Origin of the sequence: Iodobacter sp. BJB302 (assembly GCF_002735645.1) — a bacterium.
Classification (GTDB): Bacteria; Pseudomonadota; Gammaproteobacteria; order Burkholderiales; family Chitinibacteraceae; genus Iodobacter.
This window is the reverse complement of record NZ_PDZG01000044.1, coordinates 21,060-39,142: the sequence shown is the minus strand read 5'-3', so window position 1 is coordinate 39,142 and position 18,083 is coordinate 21,060. Positions and strand designations below refer to the sequence as shown.

General features: G+C 50.6%; 12 protein-coding genes, 1 tRNA gene and 1 pseudogene. 7 read left to right on the top strand and 7 right to left on the bottom strand.

Translation table 11 applies throughout. From position 1 onward, the window contains the following. The first annotated feature begins 236 nt into the window (after positions 1 to 236). From CSQ88_RS14420 to CSQ88_RS14410, 3 genes are read left to right on the top strand one after another with little or no spacing between them, the layout of a single operon-like run. On the top strand, positions 237 to 1,034 hold the full coding sequence (locus tag CSQ88_RS14420) for a DUF4123 domain-containing protein (protein ID WP_099398788.1): 798 nt from the start codon (positions 237 to 239) through the stop codon (positions 1,032 to 1,034). A 51-nt stretch (positions 1,035 to 1,085) separates the two neighbouring features. Continuing rightward, on the top strand, positions 1,086 to 1,613 hold the full coding sequence (locus CSQ88_RS14415) for a DUF3304 domain-containing protein (protein WP_099398787.1): 528 nt from the start codon (positions 1,086 to 1,088) through the stop codon (positions 1,611 to 1,613). A gap of 8 nt (positions 1,614 to 1,621) precedes the next feature. Next, positions 1,622 to 3,664 (top strand): DUF2235 domain-containing protein, encoded by a 2,043-nt coding sequence (locus CSQ88_RS14410; protein WP_180273668.1) that lies wholly within the window; start codon positions 1,622 to 1,624, stop codon positions 3,662 to 3,664. Between the two features lie 185 nt (positions 3,665 to 3,849). On the opposite strand, the gene CSQ88_RS14405 is transcribed toward CSQ88_RS14410, so the two are convergent. Together CSQ88_RS14405 and cadR are read right to left on the bottom strand one after the other, a co-directional pair. Beyond that, complete coding sequence (locus CSQ88_RS14405) at positions 3,850 to 4,410, bottom strand: DUF4442 domain-containing protein (protein ID WP_099398785.1); 561 nt, start codon at positions 4,408 to 4,410, stop codon at positions 3,850 to 3,852. Between the two features lie 44 nt (positions 4,411 to 4,454). Then, positions 4,455 to 4,886, bottom strand: coding sequence for a Cd(II)/Pb(II)-responsive transcriptional regulator (cadR, locus tag CSQ88_RS14400; protein ID WP_099398784.1), 432 nt, complete (start codon positions 4,884 to 4,886; stop codon positions 4,455 to 4,457). 209 nt (positions 4,887 to 5,095) lie between these two features. On the opposite strand from cadR, the gene CSQ88_RS14395 reads away from it, so the two are divergent. Next, the gene (locus CSQ88_RS14395) at positions 5,096 to 7,252 is read left to right on the top strand and encodes a heavy metal translocating P-type ATPase (protein ID WP_257212614.1); all 2,157 of its coding nucleotides are present in this window, start codon (positions 5,096 to 5,098) and stop codon (positions 7,250 to 7,252) included. Between the two features lie 41 nt (positions 7,253 to 7,293). On the opposite strand, the gene CSQ88_RS14390 is transcribed toward CSQ88_RS14395, so the two are convergent. The 5 genes and pseudogenes from CSQ88_RS14390 to CSQ88_RS14360 form a co-directional block, all read right to left on the bottom strand. Further along, positions 7,294 to 10,761: a type I restriction endonuclease subunit R gene (locus CSQ88_RS14390; RefSeq protein WP_218963100.1), complete on the bottom strand. Its 3,468-nt coding sequence runs from the start codon at positions 10,759 to 10,761 to the stop codon at positions 7,294 to 7,296. A 92-nt stretch (positions 10,762 to 10,853) separates the two neighbouring features. After that, positions 10,854 to 12,098: a restriction endonuclease subunit S gene (locus CSQ88_RS14380; protein ID WP_099398783.1), complete on the bottom strand. Its 1,245-nt coding sequence runs from the start codon at positions 12,096 to 12,098 to the stop codon at positions 10,854 to 10,856. 191 nt (positions 12,099 to 12,289) lie between these two features. Further along, positions 12,290 to 12,574 (bottom strand): annotated as a pseudogene (locus CSQ88_RS23430) (GIY-YIG nuclease family protein); the annotation flags it as partial. Between the two features lie 301 nt (positions 12,575 to 12,875). Continuing rightward, positions 12,876 to 15,200, bottom strand: coding sequence for a class I SAM-dependent DNA methyltransferase (locus tag CSQ88_RS14365; RefSeq protein WP_099398780.1), 2,325 nt, complete (start codon positions 15,198 to 15,200; stop codon positions 12,876 to 12,878). A gap of 236 nt (positions 15,201 to 15,436) precedes the next feature. Beyond that, positions 15,437 to 15,510 (bottom strand) — tRNA-Gly (locus CSQ88_RS14360). 302 nt (positions 15,511 to 15,812) lie between these two features. Between CSQ88_RS14360 and CSQ88_RS14355 the strand changes: the two genes are divergently transcribed. From CSQ88_RS14355 to CSQ88_RS14345, 3 genes are read left to right on the top strand one after another with little or no spacing between them, the layout of a single operon-like run. Then, on the top strand, positions 15,813 to 16,502 hold the full coding sequence (locus CSQ88_RS14355; protein WP_099398779.1) for an ABC transporter permease: 690 nt from the start codon (positions 15,813 to 15,815) through the stop codon (positions 16,500 to 16,502). Then, the gene (locus tag CSQ88_RS14350; RefSeq protein ID WP_099398778.1) at positions 16,499 to 17,041 is read left to right on the top strand and encodes a hypothetical protein; all 543 of its coding nucleotides are present in this window, start codon (positions 16,499 to 16,501) and stop codon (positions 17,039 to 17,041) included. Before CSQ88_RS14355 ends, CSQ88_RS14350 begins: the two co-directional genes overlap by 4 nt. Beyond that, positions 17,031 to 17,993, top strand: coding sequence for an MlaD family protein (locus CSQ88_RS14345; RefSeq protein ID WP_180273667.1), 963 nt, complete (start codon positions 17,031 to 17,033; stop codon positions 17,991 to 17,993). Before CSQ88_RS14350 ends, CSQ88_RS14345 begins: the two co-directional genes overlap by 11 nt. The last annotated feature ends 90 nt before the right edge of the window (positions 17,994 to 18,083 follow it).

The window sequence follows — 18,083 nt, the reverse complement described above, 5'->3', positions numbered from 1 at the left end:
GCTGATAAACCTTGCTCAATGCTTGGTGTTTAAAGTCGTCAGAATACGTAATTTTTTGCATGATGAAGCCTATGTTTTTTTCAAGCCCATGAAAATTCAGAGGCGACAACTAGTCTGACATAGGGGGTGAGCGGCCCAGCCCAAATGATGCCGCCTTTGCCGCAGTTTCCAAATACGGTTTGTAAAGAATGTTTGGCTTCGGCCATTAAACAAGGTAATCCATTGGTCGCCGCAAAATGATAAAAGCCGAGCAAATATTAACTGCTGCTACGCCAGCGCAATGGGCTGCTTTACTTCAGGCAGAAAATCAGCGCTATGAATACTTTGATGTTCTTTTTGAGCAAGCTCTTTTTTCTGATAGAGAAATACAAAAGATAAAACGTCAGTATCACGCAATGAATGATTTTATTGTGCTTGCGGGAACACAACATGCTGATTCGGCAGAAATTGGCCCAAGATTATTGCGTTTTCCTTTAGCTTCATCAGGAGCTTTACTTGATAAAGCATTAATTACTCTTTTCAATAAAACAAAACCGGTGTTTTTATTGGGCGGCTTGGCGTTTGAATCTATTGCAGAGCATATACAGCGATGTACCTTGGTGGAGTGGGATGATGCGCGTCAGAATGGCATTCTACGATTTTCAGATTCTCGTTTATTTGCCGTAATTGCAGATGCGCTTAATTCAGAAGCGCAAGCTTTTCTTTTAAGTGCAGCACCATTTTGGTATTGGCAAGATAGAGATGGCAATGCCCAGTGTTTTGATAACAGCATGCAGTTTTATGCAGAAAATAGCCTCGTGTGGCCACATCCTGGAATGGTACTGGAGCAAAAGCAGGTGGATCTGCTTTCAGCGTGGCATCAGGCAGAGCTTTGGCGGCAAAATGATATGCTGTATCCAGAGCTGTTGGGATTAGATTCACAGGAAAAATTGATGAAAAAATTGGTGACGGCTCAATTAGCGGCTGATCAAGCTGGTTTATGGTCAGAAACAGAACGCCAGCCTTTTTTACAGCAGCAAGTGGGTTTGAAATAAATTACAGCATTTAAATAATTGATTATTCGATTTTAAATAAAAGAGAACGCTATGTTAAAAATAATCCCTTTATTAGGTTTTCTTATTTGTCTCAGTGCCTGCAGTAGTACACCAGATATTGAGTATGTTGGAGCACCTGTCAGTATTGTGGATACTCATGAAGCGTATTACACCATTGTGAGTGCATCATTTAATGGAAGTGGTGGGTATCGTGGAACTGGAATTTGCTGCACCCTTCTTCCGCGCCATTGGGTGCCGGGTTCTACTGCGACTATTGAGTGGGTTAAAGATCCTAGTCCAAAATATAACCCTGGGCGTATTCCAATGCCATCTTCTGATAGTAAGGAATGGAAGCAGTGGTATGAAATTCATGCGGCTAACTATACCAAGCATAGTGTGACGATTCCTATGCCCGAATATAAAAAAAGTGCAGGGGTGATCTTGTTCTTTTTGCCTTGTGATGAAGTGAGAGCTGTGATTGATTCAAAAGAGCAAGGGCGTATTTTAGGGAATGTTGATGGGCCTTTTAATCAAGTGGTTCAAGAACGGCTTGGATTTAAAAAAGAGTGTAAAGAATGAGCGGGGCCATGCTTGCACCTAAATGGCCTGATGCGGGTTATTTACCGACGAGCTTACGCAGCGAGGTTATGCCTCAGCGCAAGCAACAATTGGCTGAAGTGAGCGAGTCTTGTATTTTGGCGCGGGCCGAAGGAAAGCCTGCACCCTGTGCGCAGGTCTTAAATATCAGCCTGTTTTTTGATGGCACGAATAATCATAATGTGTCTGATAGCGCGGCCAATCCGCGCAATACCAGTAATATTGCAAGGCTTTTTCATGCGTCAATTAATGATGCCAAAGCAATGCCTAATGGTTATTACAGTTATTACATCAATGGTGTTGGAACAGAATTTAAGGAAATTGGCGAGATGAAGCCTAGTGAAGGCGGGCTGGCTTTTGCGGCGGGGGGAGATCAGCGGATTTTGTGGGGGCTGACACGGCTTGTGCATGCAGTGCGGCTTGCTTTGAGCGGGCAGAATGATCGCTTGGAAGATACTGATGCAAAAGCCTTGGTCGATCGAATGGAATATACCCGCTACAAAACCGTAGACGATAGAGAAGTGGTTAGTAACGCCTTGAAGAAAGACCGGCAGAAGGTAATGAACGAGGCCATGGAGCCCTTGCTGGAGAAAATTAAGCAGCCTTATAAGCCTGAGATTCAGAAAATTAAGCTGTTTGTCTATGGCTTTTCACGCGGAGCAGCAGAAGCGCGTGTTTTTGTTGGCCGATTAGAAGAGCTGTGTACTGAGGAGGGCGGTGGAAAGCTATTCTATGGGCTGCCCATCAGTGTAGAGTTTTTAGGGTTGATCGATACGGTGGCCTCGGTGGGGGTGGCAGGGATATCCGGGGGGGCTGAAGGGCATATGGGGTGGGCTGATGGCACGCTGGCTTTGGCTGCAGATTTAAGTTTTTTAAAGCAGACAGCGCATTTGGTGAGTGCGCATGAGCAGCGGCTGTGTTTTCCTTTGGATTCTATTCGTTTAAAAAATGGCTCATATCCACAAAGCACTATTGGCGAGTGGGTCTATCCTGGCGTGCATTCGGATGTGGGTGGGGGCTATCCGCCGGGGGATCAGGGCAAGGCGCCCAAATCGCAGGGGATGCTGCTATCGCAAATGCCATTGCATCATCTATATTCGCTGGCGTTTAAGGCAGGTGCGCCATTGCGTGTTCAAACGGCTAAATTAACTGATTTAAAGCAGGTTGCAGGTACAGATCTTGATGTTTTTCAGCACGAGCCTTGGCGGGAAATGGATCCGGACACTGTAAAGGAGTTTGAAGTTGATGCAGAGCTTATCCAGCGCTACAATGCGTGGGTTGCTCAAGCTAAACCTGCAAGCACCGTGGCAGATATATTAGAGTATCAGTCCGCACAAATAACGGCCTGGCGTATCGAGCGCTATGCAGGCGGCCCAAATGGTTCTGGGCCAGGGCAGGCAGATTGTACTTATTATAAGCAGTCAGAAGACACACCCGCATGGGTGCGCAAAAAACAGAATGATGCCTGGAAAAAACAGAGCAAATCTAATAAGAACGCTCAGCCTGGTAAAACAGTCGAGTTGACTGAACCGGAAGGGAAGGATGCGCCAGTAAGTTATACGCCTAATTTAAGTAAAACCTATGAGCCTCTGATGGATCAGACGCAATTAAGAGATGGGGCGGATGATTTTGCTGATGATTATTTCGATCGGATTTCATTTAAAGTCGGTAATTTAGAAGGAATGATGGCTTCTGTTTTACTCATGTTTCCTCGCATTTTTAGTGAAGATTGCGGCCAGGAGCGGGTAACCATGCGCAATGCTGGAAATGAGCTTTATTCATCAGTGATTTGCAATGAAAAGCTGATGGCGCTTTATGACAACCATGTTCATGATTCACGCGCTTGGTTTATGCATTCGGCTCTGGCAAAGCGTGAGCCAGGGGGCAGTTATTTACGCTATCGGACGATTTATTTTACCGATGGTGTTCACAATAAAGCGCAATATTGCAAAATACCGGTCAAACCCAATGATGATCCGATAAAAATCCGCTCAGTTAATCGTGCGGGTCTTAATTCAAGTTCAATGCCTTAGAATTATGCACGTGGACATCCACTTTTAAATAGAGGCGGTGCGGTAGTGGGTATGCCTTTAAAAAAATAATATTTTATAAACAGAAGCCAGCATATTTTTAATATGCTGGCTTCTGTTTGATTAAGTTATTCACTGGCTGTGCTTGTTTGGAAATATATAGTTAATTGCCTGTTTGTAATTGATTTTTATTTGGGGCTTTCCGCCTCAGCCATATCCCGCTTCGCCCGTCTTTCTGCCATTTTATTGTCATAAGCGCTTTTATGGGCGATGTATAAGACGCGCTCTACTTCGGCGCAGACATAGCCTTTTTGATCGATCAGTTGCACGGGGTAGACGCGGTCTATCTCCGGGGTGAGGGCGAGCAGGTCGCGGATTTCGGTGAGCTCGGATTCGTCGATTTTAAACTCGGCCACCAGTGTGCCGCGGCCCGGGCGTTTAAAGCGGATGGTGCCGCCTTTATCCCAAACTACATAATCATCCCCCAGATTAAAATACAGCATGCTCATATAAAATGGGTCGGTGGCGGCAAACATGCTGCCGCCAAAAATTGTGCCATTGATATTGCGTGTTTTCCAATTCAGCGGTAGCTCCACGCGGATATAGCGCACATCAGGCGATACTTCACGCACTTTGCAGCCGGTGCGGCGAATGGCGGGAAACCAGTTCAAGCCAAGCTTCATCAGTTTAGCGGCAAGCCGCGGACGGGCAACGATGGCGAGGGCGATCTTTCTGAAAAAAGGCGACATTCATGAATCCGGTGATGAGGTGTGGGTTTTGCGTGTGTAAGATACTAGCCTAAATGAGTATGCCGTTCAGGTGTATTGCTGACTTCCATATTATTTAAACCTTGCACAATGCCGCAGTCTTGCACTGCTTGCTCGCTCTGGCACAGCTGCCTGAGTGTTTTTAGCTGCTCTTCCAGCTTCAGCAGCTCCTGAATCCGGATGCTGACATGTTCTATATGCGTGTCGAGCAGATTATTCACTGAGTGGCAGTTGTCTTCAGGCTGATCCATCAGTTGCAATAAGGCACGGATTTCCTGATGCGTCATATCCAGCGCCCGACAGTTACGAATAAAGCTTAAGCGCTCCAGATGAATCTCGCTGTAATCACGGTAATTGCCGCTGGTGCGCGCAGGTGCAGGCAGCAGCGCTTCCTTTTCGTAATAGCGGATGGTTTCTACCGTGCATTGCGCAGCATGGGCGAGTTCGCCGATTTTCATGGTTTTCCTTCGTGCTTGAGCTAAGTTTTACGCACGCCCCTGGTTCAAGTGCATGCCGGTCTTGGGTAAGTAAATGCCGCTGATTGATTTGCTTCACGCCAAAGGCTGGCGGGTGTCAGCCGCCCGGCAAAACATATTTTGCAATGGTGCTTGACCCTAAAGTGGCTTCAGGCTGTGTAATGCTCTAAAGCATATCAGGAGTACGCACCGTGTCCAATTGTTGCAAGCATTCTTCCCCCGCAAAACCCCGCTACCGCGTTGTTGGATCGCCTCCGCCACCTTTGCCTCAAGGTGATGGTGCAGGGGTGTTAAGCCGTATTCATATCCAGCAGATGGATTGCCCGACTGAAGAGGGGCTGATTCGCAAAAAGCTGGGGGCGATGGCGGATGTGCGTGGTTTGCAGTTCAATTTGCTGCAACGCGTGCTGACCGTATCGCATCGCCAGGAGGCGCTGCCTGCGATTCTGGCAGCAATTGCCGAGCTGGGCTTTACGCCGCGTGTGGATAATGGAAGCAAAGCCGTTGTGGCTGAGGTCGCAAAGCCCTGGTGGCCACTGGCTTTGGCGGGCGTCTTAGCGGTAGGAGCCGAGGCTTGCGATTGGCTGGCGATGCCGGTGTGGTTAACTGCGGTGCTGGCCGTTGCGGCTGTGCTGACTTGTGGGCTGACAACTTACAAAAAAGGCTGGATAGCAGTTTCTAACGGCGATTTAAATATCAATGCGCTGATGAGTATTGCGGTGACGGGCGCTTTGCTGATTGGGCAGTGGCCGGAAGCAGCGATGGTGATGGTGTTGTTTACCCTTGCTGAGTTGATCGAGGCCAAATCTTTAGGCCGCGCCAGAAACGCCATCAGTGGTTTATTACAGCTCACGCCAGAGCGCGCCACGGTGCAGCAGATCGATGGCAGCTGGCAAGAGCAGGCGGCAGCAGATATTGCGCTAGGCAGTATTTTGCGGGTACGGCCTGGCGAGCGGATTGCGCTGGATGGCGAGGTAATCTTGGGGCAATCGTTTATTAATCAGGCGGCAATTACAGGGGAAAGCTTGCCGGTAGAAAAAAATATCGGCGACACGGTGTTTGCCAGCACGATTAATGAAACTGGCTCGTTTGAATATCGGGTGACGGCGGTGGCGGGCAACACCATGCTGGCGCGGATTATCCATGCGGTGGAGGCTGCACAAGGCGTGCGTGCGCCAACGCAGCGTTTTGTGGATCGCTTTTCTAAAATTTACACCCCTGTAGTTTGCGTGCTGGCCTTGGCCGTGGCGGTGATTCCGCCGCTATTTTTGGGGGGCGCGTGGCAAGAGTGGATTTACCGCGCGCTGGCCATGCTGGTGATTGCCTGCCCCTGTGCTTTGGTGATTTCTACGCCGGTAACGATTGTGAGCGGCCTTGCCCGTGCGGCGCGGCTGGGTATTTTGATTAAGGGCGGCACTTATCTGGAAGAAGGGCGCAAGCTAAAAAGCCTGGCGCTGGATAAAACCGGCACGCTCACTTTTGGCAAACCAGTGCAGACCGATGTGGCCGCTTTGGCGGATGTGCCTCCAGAGGTTTGCCAGCGTATCGCCGCCAGCCTGGGCGCACGCTCGGATCACCCTGTTTCTAAAGCGATTGCCGCGCAGATCAATGATTATCTTGAAGTGAGCGATGTAAAGGCGCTGCTTGGGCGTGGCATCAGCGGGCAGATTGAGGGCATATCCTATGCAATGGGTAATCATCGCCTGATCGAAGAGCTGGGCCTTTGCTCGCCAGCGCTGGAGGAAAAGCTGCAAGTACTGGAAATGCAGGGTAAATCGGTGGTGGTACTAGCATCTGATCGCGTACTGGCGCTGTTTGCCGTGGCCGACACGGTAAGGCCAAGCAGCCGTGAGGCGATTAATCAGCTGCAAGCGCTAGGCGTAGAAACGATCGTGTTATCCGGGGATAACGAGCACACCGTGGCGGCGATTGCCAGCGATCTGGGTATTGCCCAGGCGCATGGTAATTTACTGCCAGAAGATAAGCTGCGCCTTGTGGAGGGCATGGCGGCATCGTCCGGCATGGTGGGCGATGGTATCAACGATGCACCCGCCTTAGCCCGCGCCGATATTGGCTTTGCCATGGGCGCGGCAGGCACAGACACCGCCATTGAAACCGCCGACGTGGCGCTGATGGACGACGATCTGCGTAAAATCCCTGAATTCATCCGCTTGTCGCAAGCGACGCATCGCATCCTGGTGCAAAACATCACGCTGGCGCTGCTGGTAAAAGCGCTGTTTCTGGCCCTTACCCTGGCAGGCCATGGCACGCTATGGATGGCTGTGTTTGCCGATATGGGGGTGAGCTTGCTGGTGGTGTTGAATGGTTTGAGATTACTGAGGGCGTAGTGTAAGCGTTAAAGCAGGGGGCGTTTGCCTCCCTGTCTTTTCTACCTTCCCCCCATTGCCAACAAGTCAAACACCACACGGGCAAATTTTTGCGCTTTGCTTGGGTCAGATAGCAGTTGCAGCATCTGGTTCTGATGCGCGGCGCTGCTGTCCATGATGGCGTTGTCGATGGCTTTGGAGAAATCGCCCAGTATGGCTTGTTCTGGCGAGTTATTGGCGATTTGCTTCATCACAATGGCGTTCTCGCTCACCTTGTCGCGGATGGTGTAGGCGTAGTTCACCATGTCTTTATCAGTCAGCTGGTCTGTTACAAACAGCTCGTTCAAGCGGCTGATGATCTGCGATAAAAACTCTTCTTTTTGGTCTTTGGGCTTGGCACTGCCCAGCTCGTCGCTTGGGGCCAGCTGATATTCGGCGCTGTTTTGTTTCAGCACCAAATCCTGCTGGCGGATTTTGGACAGGCGATAGTGGCTAAGCACCACGTTGTTTAAATTAATCTCCTCTTCGCCTAAGCCAATCTCGCGCAGCATAGGGCGCAGGTGGCGCGCGTACAGGCTTAGCTTATCCAGATCAGGTGATTCATAGTTGATAATCTGCGACATAAATTCGTAAAAGCGCACATAGCTGCCCAGATCTTTTTTAAAGATTTCCAGTGTGTTTTTTTCTTTGGTGCACTCTTTCAGGCTGTTTTCGGTGTTGGCGATCAGTACCGCGTCGCCACTTTTCTTGGCGCGCTCAAACATATCTTTGGCCTGTTTGAAGGCGTCCACCGCCGATTTGTAGCGCAGCTGCCAGCGCTGCATGGCCGGTTTGCAGATATTGGCCAGAGCCGCATTGCTTTTGCTGCTGGTGTAAAACACGGTATAAAACTGCTCGACTTCGTTCCAGTTAAAAATCCCTGCCGCGCGCAGTTTTTCAAATAGCTCCCACACTAAGTTCGGATCGGACACATCCGCAAGCTCTGCCGTTTGGTAATAGGGCTGGAAAGCCGCCAGTATTTCTTCTGGCTCGTTAAAGAAATCGAGCACAAACGTCCCTGATTCGGCCTTGCCCGGATGTGTACGGTTTAGTCGTGATAGCGTTTGCACGCATTCCACGCCGCCCAGTTTTTTATCCACATACATCGCGCAGAGCTTGGGCTGATCAAAGCCGGTCTGAAATTTATTGGCGACAATCATCACCTGGTAATCATCCGAATCAAAGGCCTTGCGCATATCGCGCCCCTTTAGATTCGGGTTCATATTGGACTCGGTGAATTTCTCGCCCAATAGCGTGGCACTGTTCGGGTCTTTATCAGTGAACTCCACCTCGCCCGAGAACGCCACTATCGCGTGAATCTTCTGATAGCCTTTTTCGGTGATGTATTTATCAAAGCCCAGCTTGTAGCGCACCGCTTCTTTGCGCGAGCTGGTCACCACCATGGCTTTGGCCTGGCCGCCCAGCAGCCCCATTACGTGATCTTTAAAGTGCTCCACAATCAGCAGCACTTTTTGCGCGATATTGTGGTCGTGCAGGCGCACCCACTGGTTCAGCTTCACTTTGGCGCGTTTGCTATCGACCTCGCTATCAGCCTCGCGCACCTTCATCGCCAGGTTGTACGCCACTTTGTAATTGGTGTAGTTCTTCAGCACATCCAGAATAAAGCCTTCCTCAATCGCCTGGCGCATGCTGTACACATGGTAAGCCACCGGCTTATTGGTGATGGATGGCGGTTCGTTGGGGTTGGGCACGCGGCCAAACATTTCCAGCGTTTTGGCTTTGGGCGTGGCGGTAAAGGCAAAAAAGCTCAGGTTACGTTTGGCCTGGCCTGCAGCAGCGGCCATCACGTCTTCATCATCCACCGCATCTTCTTCGCCGGTGCTTTCCACCAGCAATACTTCTTTCAGCTTTTTAGCGGTCAGGCCGGTTTGTGACGAATGCGCCTCGTCGGCGATGATGGCGTAATTGCGCTGCTTCAGCTCTGCGCTGTTTTCAATGGCTTTTAAGACAAACGGAAAGGTCTGGATCGTCACGATAATAATCGGTTGCGATCCCACCAGCGCGGCGGCGAGTTTTTCTGATTTCGATCCGCTGCCCTCATCATTATTAATCCGCCCCACCACGCCATCGACGTGCTCAAACTGATAAATCGTGTCTTGCAGCTGCGCATCGAGCACGGTGCGGTCGGTCACCACAATCACCGATTCAAACTGCTTTTTGCCCGCCGCGTTGTATAGGCCAGAGAGCTGATGCGCCACCCACGCGATGGAATTTGATTTACCCGATCCGGCGCTATGCTGGATCAGGTAATGATGCCCCGCACCTTCGCGGCAGGCGGCGGCCAGCAGTTGGCGCACCACATGCCATTGGTGATAGCGCGGGAAGATCATCGTCTCTTTCTTGTATTTACGGCCTTCCCAGTCTTCCTTGTCTTCAATCTGTAAATGCACAAAGCGCGCCAGAATATTGAGCAGATTGTCCGGCAGCAGCACTTCGTTCCACAGGTAATCCGTCGCGTAGCGGTTTACATCATCAGGCACATCATTGCCCGCGCCACCTTCTGCCGTGCCTTTGTTAAACGGCAGGAAAAACGTGTTTTCCCCCGCCAATTGCGTGGCCATATACACCTCGTATTGGCTCACCGCAAAATGCACAATCGCGCCGCGCTTAAAGGTCAGCAGCGGCTCGGGCTTTTTGGTGATTGGATCTATCGGCAAACGCGTGGTTTTGTACTGGCTAATCGCCTTGTGCACCGCCTGTTTAAATTCAGATTTCAGCTCCAGCGTTGCCACCGGCAGGCCATTTACAAACAGCACCAAATCAATCCGCCATGCCTTGGCCTTGCCTGCGTCATTCCCGCGCGAATTCGTCATCCCCGAGTGAGCCTGTTGGGGATCAAGTTGTTTCGTCATCCCCGAATGATTTTGTCGGGGATCCAGCAAACCTTCTGGATTCCCGATAACAGCATTCGGGAATGACGCGGCATCTGCTTTGGCAGAAGCGGTGCTCGCCCACGGGCTGTACACCAGCTCTTGCACGACAGTGAGGCGGTTTTGCTGATAGCGCGCCAGCGTATCGGGGTTCAGATCATGATCAGGTTTGAATTGGCACAGCGAAAAGCGCGTATTGCGGTCGCGCAGCTCGTGGCGCAACACACCCAGCGTGCCATAGGTGCGCGATTCTTTATGCGTCGCGTTCGGGTCGGCGCGGTTCAGCTGCCTGGCAACGATCTCTAAAAACTTCTGCTCCGGCTCCTTCGGATAATTCGTGCAGAATTTCTGCCACTCTTTGGGCTGCGTGTCCTGCACAAAGCCGAGCAGATCAGGCGCATACAGCGCCAGCTCGCGGTGGTATTGCGCGGCATCGCCCAGCTGCCAGCCATTGGCAACCAGTTGGTCAATGATGTCGTTTTGAAACTGGCGCTCAGCAGAGAGATCGGTCATGGTTGGCTTGGGTGCGTGGGTTAAATTAAAGACGTTGAGTATGGATATGGCCTTGCAGGTCAATGCCCGCAATGGTTGCAAGGCCATACATTGCTCATCTGCTCGTCATCCCCGAATGCTTTTGTCGGGGATCCGGCAAAACCTCTGGATTCCCGATAAGGGCTCTCGGGAATGACTGTTTAGTTGGGCGCTTGCCAATCGCGCACGTCGATCTTGCCGGTGACGGCGGAGGAGATCAGGGCTGTGCGGCGTTCTTGCATTAACTTAATTGCTTCTTCGCACCGGGCAATTAATTTGGTGAAGTTTAAAGACTCAGTTTCAATAAATTTACAAATATCATCCTGCTCTGTTTTGGGAGGGATTAACACTGGCAAGTTTTCGAAACCTTGTTGGTTTACATAAATTAGCGTCGCTGCAGTGCCTATTAACTCAAAATAGCTTTTAGACATTGCAACAGTTTCACGAAGGTATTCGGCCTTAATTGACGTGGGAATAAACGCTTGTAGTTGCTGATTAATGATCACATCCATGCAATTTATGGCTGCAACGCCGAAGTTTCCGACGCAACTCGCAATAACTGAACCTGATGATAAGATTTTTGAGCCTGCATTTTTGGCTGCGATCGAACTTACGTAGTTTTTTGTGCTTTCAATGTATTGACCTTTCATGTCTTCCATTGTTGCCCAAGGTACGCCACTTTCTTCGTTTAGCTCAGGTTTGTTTCTTTGGGGAACAAAAATATTTGAAATAAACTTTGCTCTAGTCACAACCCAATGCGCCGGTACTTCGCCTAGCCATTCCACGCCCGAGTCTTTCATTGGGGCGTTGGGGTTGAGGCCTTTGGTGACGGCGTGGCTGATGACCGTTTGGCGTTTTTCTTTCAGCAACTCGATCAGCGCTTGTTGCTTTTCAATCAACAAATCAATCTTCGCCGTCTCGTGGTCGAGGAAGTTGGCGATTGCGTCTTGCTCAGATTTTTTTGGAAACGGAACCTTAAGGCATGTGATATTTGCTACTGCCAAGCCGGGCTGTGCAGCTGATACATTGTATTGGTTAAGATTCATTGCTCTTAATGTTTCACCAAGCCACTTAAGATTCACATCTAAAAATGGATATACAACAACTGCATGCTCAGAAGCCCAAAATTTTCCCGAGCCATAATTAATATTTCCGCACAAAGCGCCTTGTCTTCCGATTAATACATAATCACCATTCAGATTAAAATTATTCGTAAAGCCACGAAGCCCATTGCCTCCATAAACAGGATATTCACCTTCTGCTTCAATTTGTTCAGAAACAATCGCATCACCGCTTCGCATTTGGGAAAAGTAACTAATTCGTTTTACATCCCAATGTGCCGGTGCAGAATCAAACCAATCTGCTCCAGAATCCTTATATTCCGCATACGCCTGATACCGACTCATGTTGCGTCTCCTTCGCTGCCGTCATTCCCGCGCAGGCGGGAATCCAGTTGCGCTGCTGGATCCCCGATAAAAGCATTCGGGGATGACGGGGTTAAGTCACTTGGGGATGACGAGTTGGCTGGATCCCCGACAAAGGCGCTCGGGGATGACGGGGTTGTGTCACTCGGGGATGGCAGGTTTTTTGATTCGCCGATGATTTCAGGCCACAAGTCCAGCCATTGCGGATTTTGTTTTTCGATCAAACGTAATTTCCAGTCTCTATTCCACTTTTTGAGTTGTTTTTCCCGGCTGATGGCACTTTCCATGGTTTCGTGCTGCTCGTACCAGACCAGTGTTTTTACTCCGTATTGCTGGGTAAACCCTTCAACAACACCTTCGCGATGCTGCCAGATGCGCTGGATCAAATCGGAGGTGACACCAATGTAAAGCGTGCCATTACGCTGGCTAGCAAGGATATAAGCGGCGGGGGATTTCATGCCGCCATCCTTTTAGCCGTCATTCCCGTGAAGAGCCTGCCCCCGCGAAGGCGTGGGGCGGGAATCCAGATGCGCTGGATCCCCGACAAAAACGCTCGGGGATGACGGGGTAGAGATTGTGTCGGCAGTGCTGACACTTTTACCTGCCCGCGTAATTCTCTCAGCGCTGCTGAGTCAATTGATAATTCGGCATTCCTGTGCAGAATCGTCATCCCCGAGTGTTTTGATCGGGGATCCAGTGCATTGCCTAAATTTCCGATGAGGGTATTCGGAAGTGATGCGGTAAAAATCGCGATCAAGCTCATGAATGCACCTCTTGCAGCAAGGCCATGATCTCGGCGCTGATCGCGTCCAGATCGGCGTCGATCTCGGCCAAATCGCGCGGTGGTTGGTATTGGTAGAAGTGGCGGTTAAACGGAATTTCGTAGCCAACAATGCCAATCTGGCCGTCTTTGTCGTCGGTTTTGCTGGCGTCGATCCACGCATCGGGTACGTGCGGCTGCACTTCGCGAATGAAATAGGCTTCGTTGATCTCGTTAACGCTGCGGCTAGGGTCGAGCGCGACATTTTCGTTATCGCGCAAATCACCATCAGCGACGTATTCGATCACTTCATTGCCAACGGCAAACAGGCCGTAGAGTGGCTTGGCCGCTGTTTTGTGCACCTTTTTGATGACTTTTTCAGCGGCGGGGTTTTTCCAGCTGATGGCGTTTTCGAGCTGTTTTTTCTCTTTGCTGTCGAGCGCCAGCTTGGCGGTTTTCAGCGCGGCTTTAAGTTGATCGTCGTATTGGTTGAAGTCGTCAAACTGCGCGGTGCCGATGATGGCTTGCAGTGCGCGGGCTTTGAGCAGCAGGTGGCGCTGGGCGCGCCAGGTGTGTACATCCAGCAGGTCTTTGATGTGTTTTTCTTTCAGGTCGCTAAAGTGGCTTTTTACATAGGCGCGGATTTCGGTTTCGTAGTCGCCCAGCTGGCCGTAGTCCTGGCAATCAGCCGAATCTTGCCAATGCGCCGCGCCGTATTCGGCATAAACCCACTTCATTGCGGCATTAAGTGCGCCGGTTTCATAGCGCAGCGTGGCAATGCGCTCATCACTAAACTGGTAAGACAGACGCAGCGGGCGCTCGATGGTGAGGCGGCGATAGCCAAATTCGTGGTTGGCGAAAATTTTGGCGGCGAAGGTCTTTGGCGTTTCAACTCTGGCATTGCTCGACTGGCGACCCCTATTACTTTTTTGCTCCGCCGGTTTATCCAGCTCGCGCGCATCCACCACGGCAAAGTCACCAAAACAGCGGGTGATTTCGCGGATGTCGGCTTCCGACATTTCATTGCGCTTGCTGCCCAGCGATTTGCGCATCTTGCCGCAGAGGTTCACGCCATTGATCAGCTGCACTTTGCCGTTACGCTCGGCAGTCTTCTTATTCGACAGCACCCACACATAGGTGGCGATGCCGGTGTTGTAGAACATATCGGTCGGCAGCGCGACGATGGCTTCCAGTAAATCGGTTTCGAGAATATAGCGGCGGATTTCCGATTCGCCCGAGCCTGCGCCGCCGGTAAACAGCGGTGAGCCATTCAGAATAATGCCGATGCGCGAGCCGCCTTCCGAGGTGTCGCGCATTTTGCTGATCAGGTGCAACAAAAACAGCAACGAGCCATCAGACACGCGCGGCAAGCCGGGGCCGAAGCGACCGTTAAAGCCTTTTTGGGTATTTTCGTCTTTGATGACGTCTTCGATTTTTTTCCAATCCACACCAAACGGCGGATTGCTGAGCATGTAGTCAAAACGCTCGGCGTAGAGGTGATCGTTGGAAAGCGTATTGCCCAGCTTGATATTGGCGACTTCCTGCCCCTTGATCAGCATATCGGCTTTACAAATCGCGTAGCTCTCGGGGTTAAGCTCCTGGCCGTAGGCGACCATGCGGGCGTTCGGGTTGTGCTCGTAAACGTATTCCATACCTGACGACAAAAAGCCGCCCGTACCGGCGGTGGGGTCGTAAATGGTGCGGATCAGGCCTTCTTTGGTCAGCGCGTCGTCGTCTTCGCCAAACACCAGCGCGGTGGTGAGGTGAACAATATCGCGCGGCGTGAAGTGCTCACCGGCGGTTTCATTCGAGCTTTCGGCAAATTTGCGAATCAGTTCTTCAAACACCAAACCCATATCGTGATTGGAGACGGCGGAGGGGCTTAGATCGGTCAGGCGCACTTTCTGTACGATTTTGTACAGCAGATTGGCGTCGTTCAAGAGGCCAATAAATTCGGCAAATTTAAAGTGATCAAAAATCTCGCGCGCGTCGCGGCTGAAGGACTGGATGTATTTTTCCAGATTGGCCTTGATATTGGATTCGCCGAGCTTAGATAAATCCATGGGCGAGGTATTGTAAAAGCTCAATCCACCCGTAGCACGCAGCAGCAGTTTTTCCTGGCCGTCTTCCGGCAGATTCATCAGCTCGACGATTTCAACCTGCTTGAGCACGGCGGCTTTACTGTCAGCCAAGACACATTCCAAGCGCCGCAATAGCGTAAACGGCAAAATGATGCGACCATACTGGCTCTGCTTGAAATCCCCGCGTAGTAAGTCTGCAAGAGACCAGATATAGGCCGCGAGATTGTTAGTGGCTTGTGACATTGCTTTCATACCGCTTAAAGATAACTGATAGGCGGTATTGTAACGGGTTTAAGCAGGGCAAGGCGGGGAATGGGATTATTTAAGGAAATAAGGCTTCGTAGAGAGCAGCGAGTATCGCTAATCTAATAAATAACAAAATAATAATTTAGGGGGCAAGTAAGCAGCAAATAACCCAAGTATGAATCTTTATTAGGCGGGAAATTATAAAGCGTTGGATTTGTGGTGGGGCTGGGGATTGGAGCGGGCGATGGGAATCGAACCCACGGCGCTAGCTTGGGAAGCTAGGGTATTACCATTATACGACGCCCGCCGTGTAATGCTGGCGTATTGTAAGTGCGGTAGATGCTTTTTGCAAGCTTTCAGCGTAACACTATGACATTTTTACTTTGTAAAATGCATTGCCGGTGGCGTTTTTTATGTGATTTGTAAGAAAAAACGGATTTATTGAGTGGCATTCTAAGTAAATTCATTTAGACCATGATCTTTTTTTTGAAGTCTGATATAAGTAGGGCGTTTTGTAAGCGCAGCAGGTTTTGATCTTCCCTGCTACTTTCATGGCGCTTCCCGGTACGCGTTTCTATACTCGCTTTACCCTGGCCGCTTTGGCTTTCTATGCTTACTTCCTGGTTTCGGCCTTTTACCCATGCTGCAATGCACCGCGTTTTACTGCGCCAGTTGTATTTTTCTGGTGTGCAGTCGGTCGGGGTGAGCGCTTTGGCGGGGGCCGCCATGGGGGCCATTGTGATTACGCTGGTGCAGGGGAACTTTGGGCAGAGCGGTGCCAGGGCCATGAATGTGCTGATGATCAGCTGTATGCAGGAAGTCGGGCCTTTGCTGGTGGCGCTGATTTTTACAGCCCGCAGTGCTTCGGCGATTACCACAGAGCTGGTGGCCATGAAGGTGGCCGGAGAGCTGCGTACTTTACTCAGGCTGGGGATCTCTGTGGGCTATTACTTAATCTGGCCGCGGATTGTGGCTGCTGCACTGAGCTGTGTGCTGCTTTTTTGTTATTTCATGGTGGCGGCCTTGTTTTGCGGCGCTTTAACAACGCCACAATCTGGCTTGATTGCAGAAATTGACAGCAGCTTAAGCCAGCTTTCTGCATCTTCTTTGCTGATGGGGCTGGCAAAAAGTGCCTTGTTTGGTTTTGTGACCAGTGCCAGTGCGTGTTACCTAGGCTTAAGTGCGGGGTTTGCCAGTACAGAGATCCCAAGGCTGGCTTCGCGGGCTGTTTTGGTCAGTATTGTGGCCATGCTGTTGCTTGATGCTTTGATTGCGGTTTTAGTGAGCCACCTGGTATGAGTGCGCAGCGCTTACTGCTGGCTTGCCGTGATGCTGAAGAGAAAAATCAGGCGATAGATACAGTTTGTGCTTTTTTGCACCAGCATAAGCAGCCGTTTGGTTTGCTGGTTTTGCGGGGAGCACTGCTGAGCAATATTAATGTGGCTGAAAATTTATGGCTTTGCGTGAATTGGCACCACAAGCAAAGTGCCGGGGCTGTGCTGCCGGTGCTGCAGCAGCAATTGGCAATGCTGGGTTATGAGCATGAAAATGCGGCGCGTTTACTTGCTGCAAGGCCGGCTCAGCTGAATACGACTGATTTGCGGGCGGTGATATTACTCAGGGCTTTATTAATGAAGCCTGTTGTTTTACTGGTGGATAACGATTGGTGTGCGGGCGTACTGTACGCAGACCGGGATTTAATGCAGCGCGCTGAGCCGCTTATTTCGCACTGCCACTGGTGGGTAATGAGTGATGATCAGGGTGAGCCTGTGCCAAATGTAAATTGGCAGCGCTGCGATCTTTCTATGCTATTGAATGAGTTTAAAAATGAGTATTGATGCACATGCAAACCCCTTGAAAAAAGACAAACGGGTCCAGGTCGGGCTGTTTGTGGCGGGTGGCGTGTTTTTTATGGCGATAGCTCTATTTGTGCTGGCCAGATCATTGGGCTGGTTTGAGCAAAGCTTTACTTTAGAGTTTCATGCTGCAAGTGCCGAATCTTTAAATAAAGGCATGTTGGTGCGTTTATCGGGTCTGCCTGTGGGCAAGGTGACGGGGATAAAGCTGGAAGACGATGCGCGTGTACGTGTCCAGATACAAATTAATAAAGATTTTCAACGCTGGATTAAAAGCGATTCGGCGGCGTCTTTAGCGCGGGAAGGGATATTTGGCGACAGCTTTATTCAGATTTCTGCGGGCAGGGGCAAAGGGCCGTCTTTAGAAAACGGGGCCGTGCTGGCTTTTGATCCAGGCAGCGGCATGAATGAGCTTTTGCAGCAGTTACGCGGGCGTTTGTTTCCGCTGCTGGAAGAAATGCAAAGCCTTGCTGCCTCGCTGAAAGCGCCGGATGGCCAGCTGGGCAGTACGCTGGGTGAGGCTCGCGCCTTGCTGCATGAGCTGCGCAATACCCGTATGCAAATTGATAAAACACTGGCGAGCGCCGCCTTGCTGACGCATAAAAATATCCCCGATACTTTAGGCTATGTGGATGGCACGCTGGCAGGTTTTAAAAAAACAGCACAAAGCACGGATGAGCAACTGGCTCAGATCAGTGGCAAGCTGCAGGACACATTAGATCAGTATGAGCGCACAGGAAATACTGCGGATCAGGCGCTGAAAGAAGTACAAATTCTGGTGAAAGAAACGCGGCCTTTATTGCAAAAAGCCATTAAAGACGCCGATGTGGTGATGCAGAGTGCTAATCAGACGATGACCAATATGCATGATCACTGGCCGTTCAGCGGCGATGCCAAACCGGCATCCATGCCCGGTGAGGCTGCCGGGGAGTGATGGCCCGGAGCGGTGAAGTACATCAGGCCGCATCAGACAATAATCTGTCTGATGCGGCCTGATGCGTTTGAAAGCAGGGCAGAGCCTGCA

Coding starts and splice junctions, on each gene's coding strand:
- CSQ88_RS14420 (WP_099398788.1), top strand. CDS start 237: ATGATAAAAGCCGAGCAAATATTAACTGCTGCTACGCCAGCGCAATGG.
- CSQ88_RS14415 (WP_099398787.1), top strand. CDS start 1,086: ATGTTAAAAATAATCCCTTTATTAGGTTTTCTTATTTGTCTCAGTGCC.
- CSQ88_RS14410 (WP_180273668.1), top strand. CDS start 1,622: ATGCTTGCACCTAAATGGCCTGATGCGGGTTATTTACCGACGAGCTTA.
- CSQ88_RS14405 (WP_099398785.1), bottom strand. CDS start 4,410: ATGTCGCCTTTTTTCAGAAAGATCGCCCTCGCCATCGTTGCCCGTCCG.
- cadR (WP_099398784.1), bottom strand. CDS start 4,886: ATGAAAATCGGCGAACTCGCCCATGCTGCGCAATGCACGGTAGAAACC.
- CSQ88_RS14390 (WP_218963100.1), bottom strand. CDS start 10,761: ATGGCCTTGCAACCATTGCGGGCATTGACCTGCAAGGCCATATCCATA.
- CSQ88_RS14380 (WP_099398783.1), bottom strand. CDS start 12,098: ATGAGTCGGTATCAGGCGTATGCGGAATATAAGGATTCTGGAGCAGAT.
- CSQ88_RS14365 (WP_099398780.1), bottom strand. CDS start 15,200: ATGTCACAAGCCACTAACAATCTCGCGGCCTATATCTGGTCTCTTGCA.
- CSQ88_RS14355 (WP_099398779.1), top strand. CDS start 15,813: ATGCTTACTTCCTGGTTTCGGCCTTTTACCCATGCTGCAATGCACCGC.
- CSQ88_RS14350 (WP_099398778.1), top strand. CDS start 16,499: ATGAGTGCGCAGCGCTTACTGCTGGCTTGCCGTGATGCTGAAGAGAAA.
- CSQ88_RS14345 (WP_180273667.1), top strand. CDS start 17,031: ATGAGTATTGATGCACATGCAAACCCCTTGAAAAAAGACAAACGGGTC.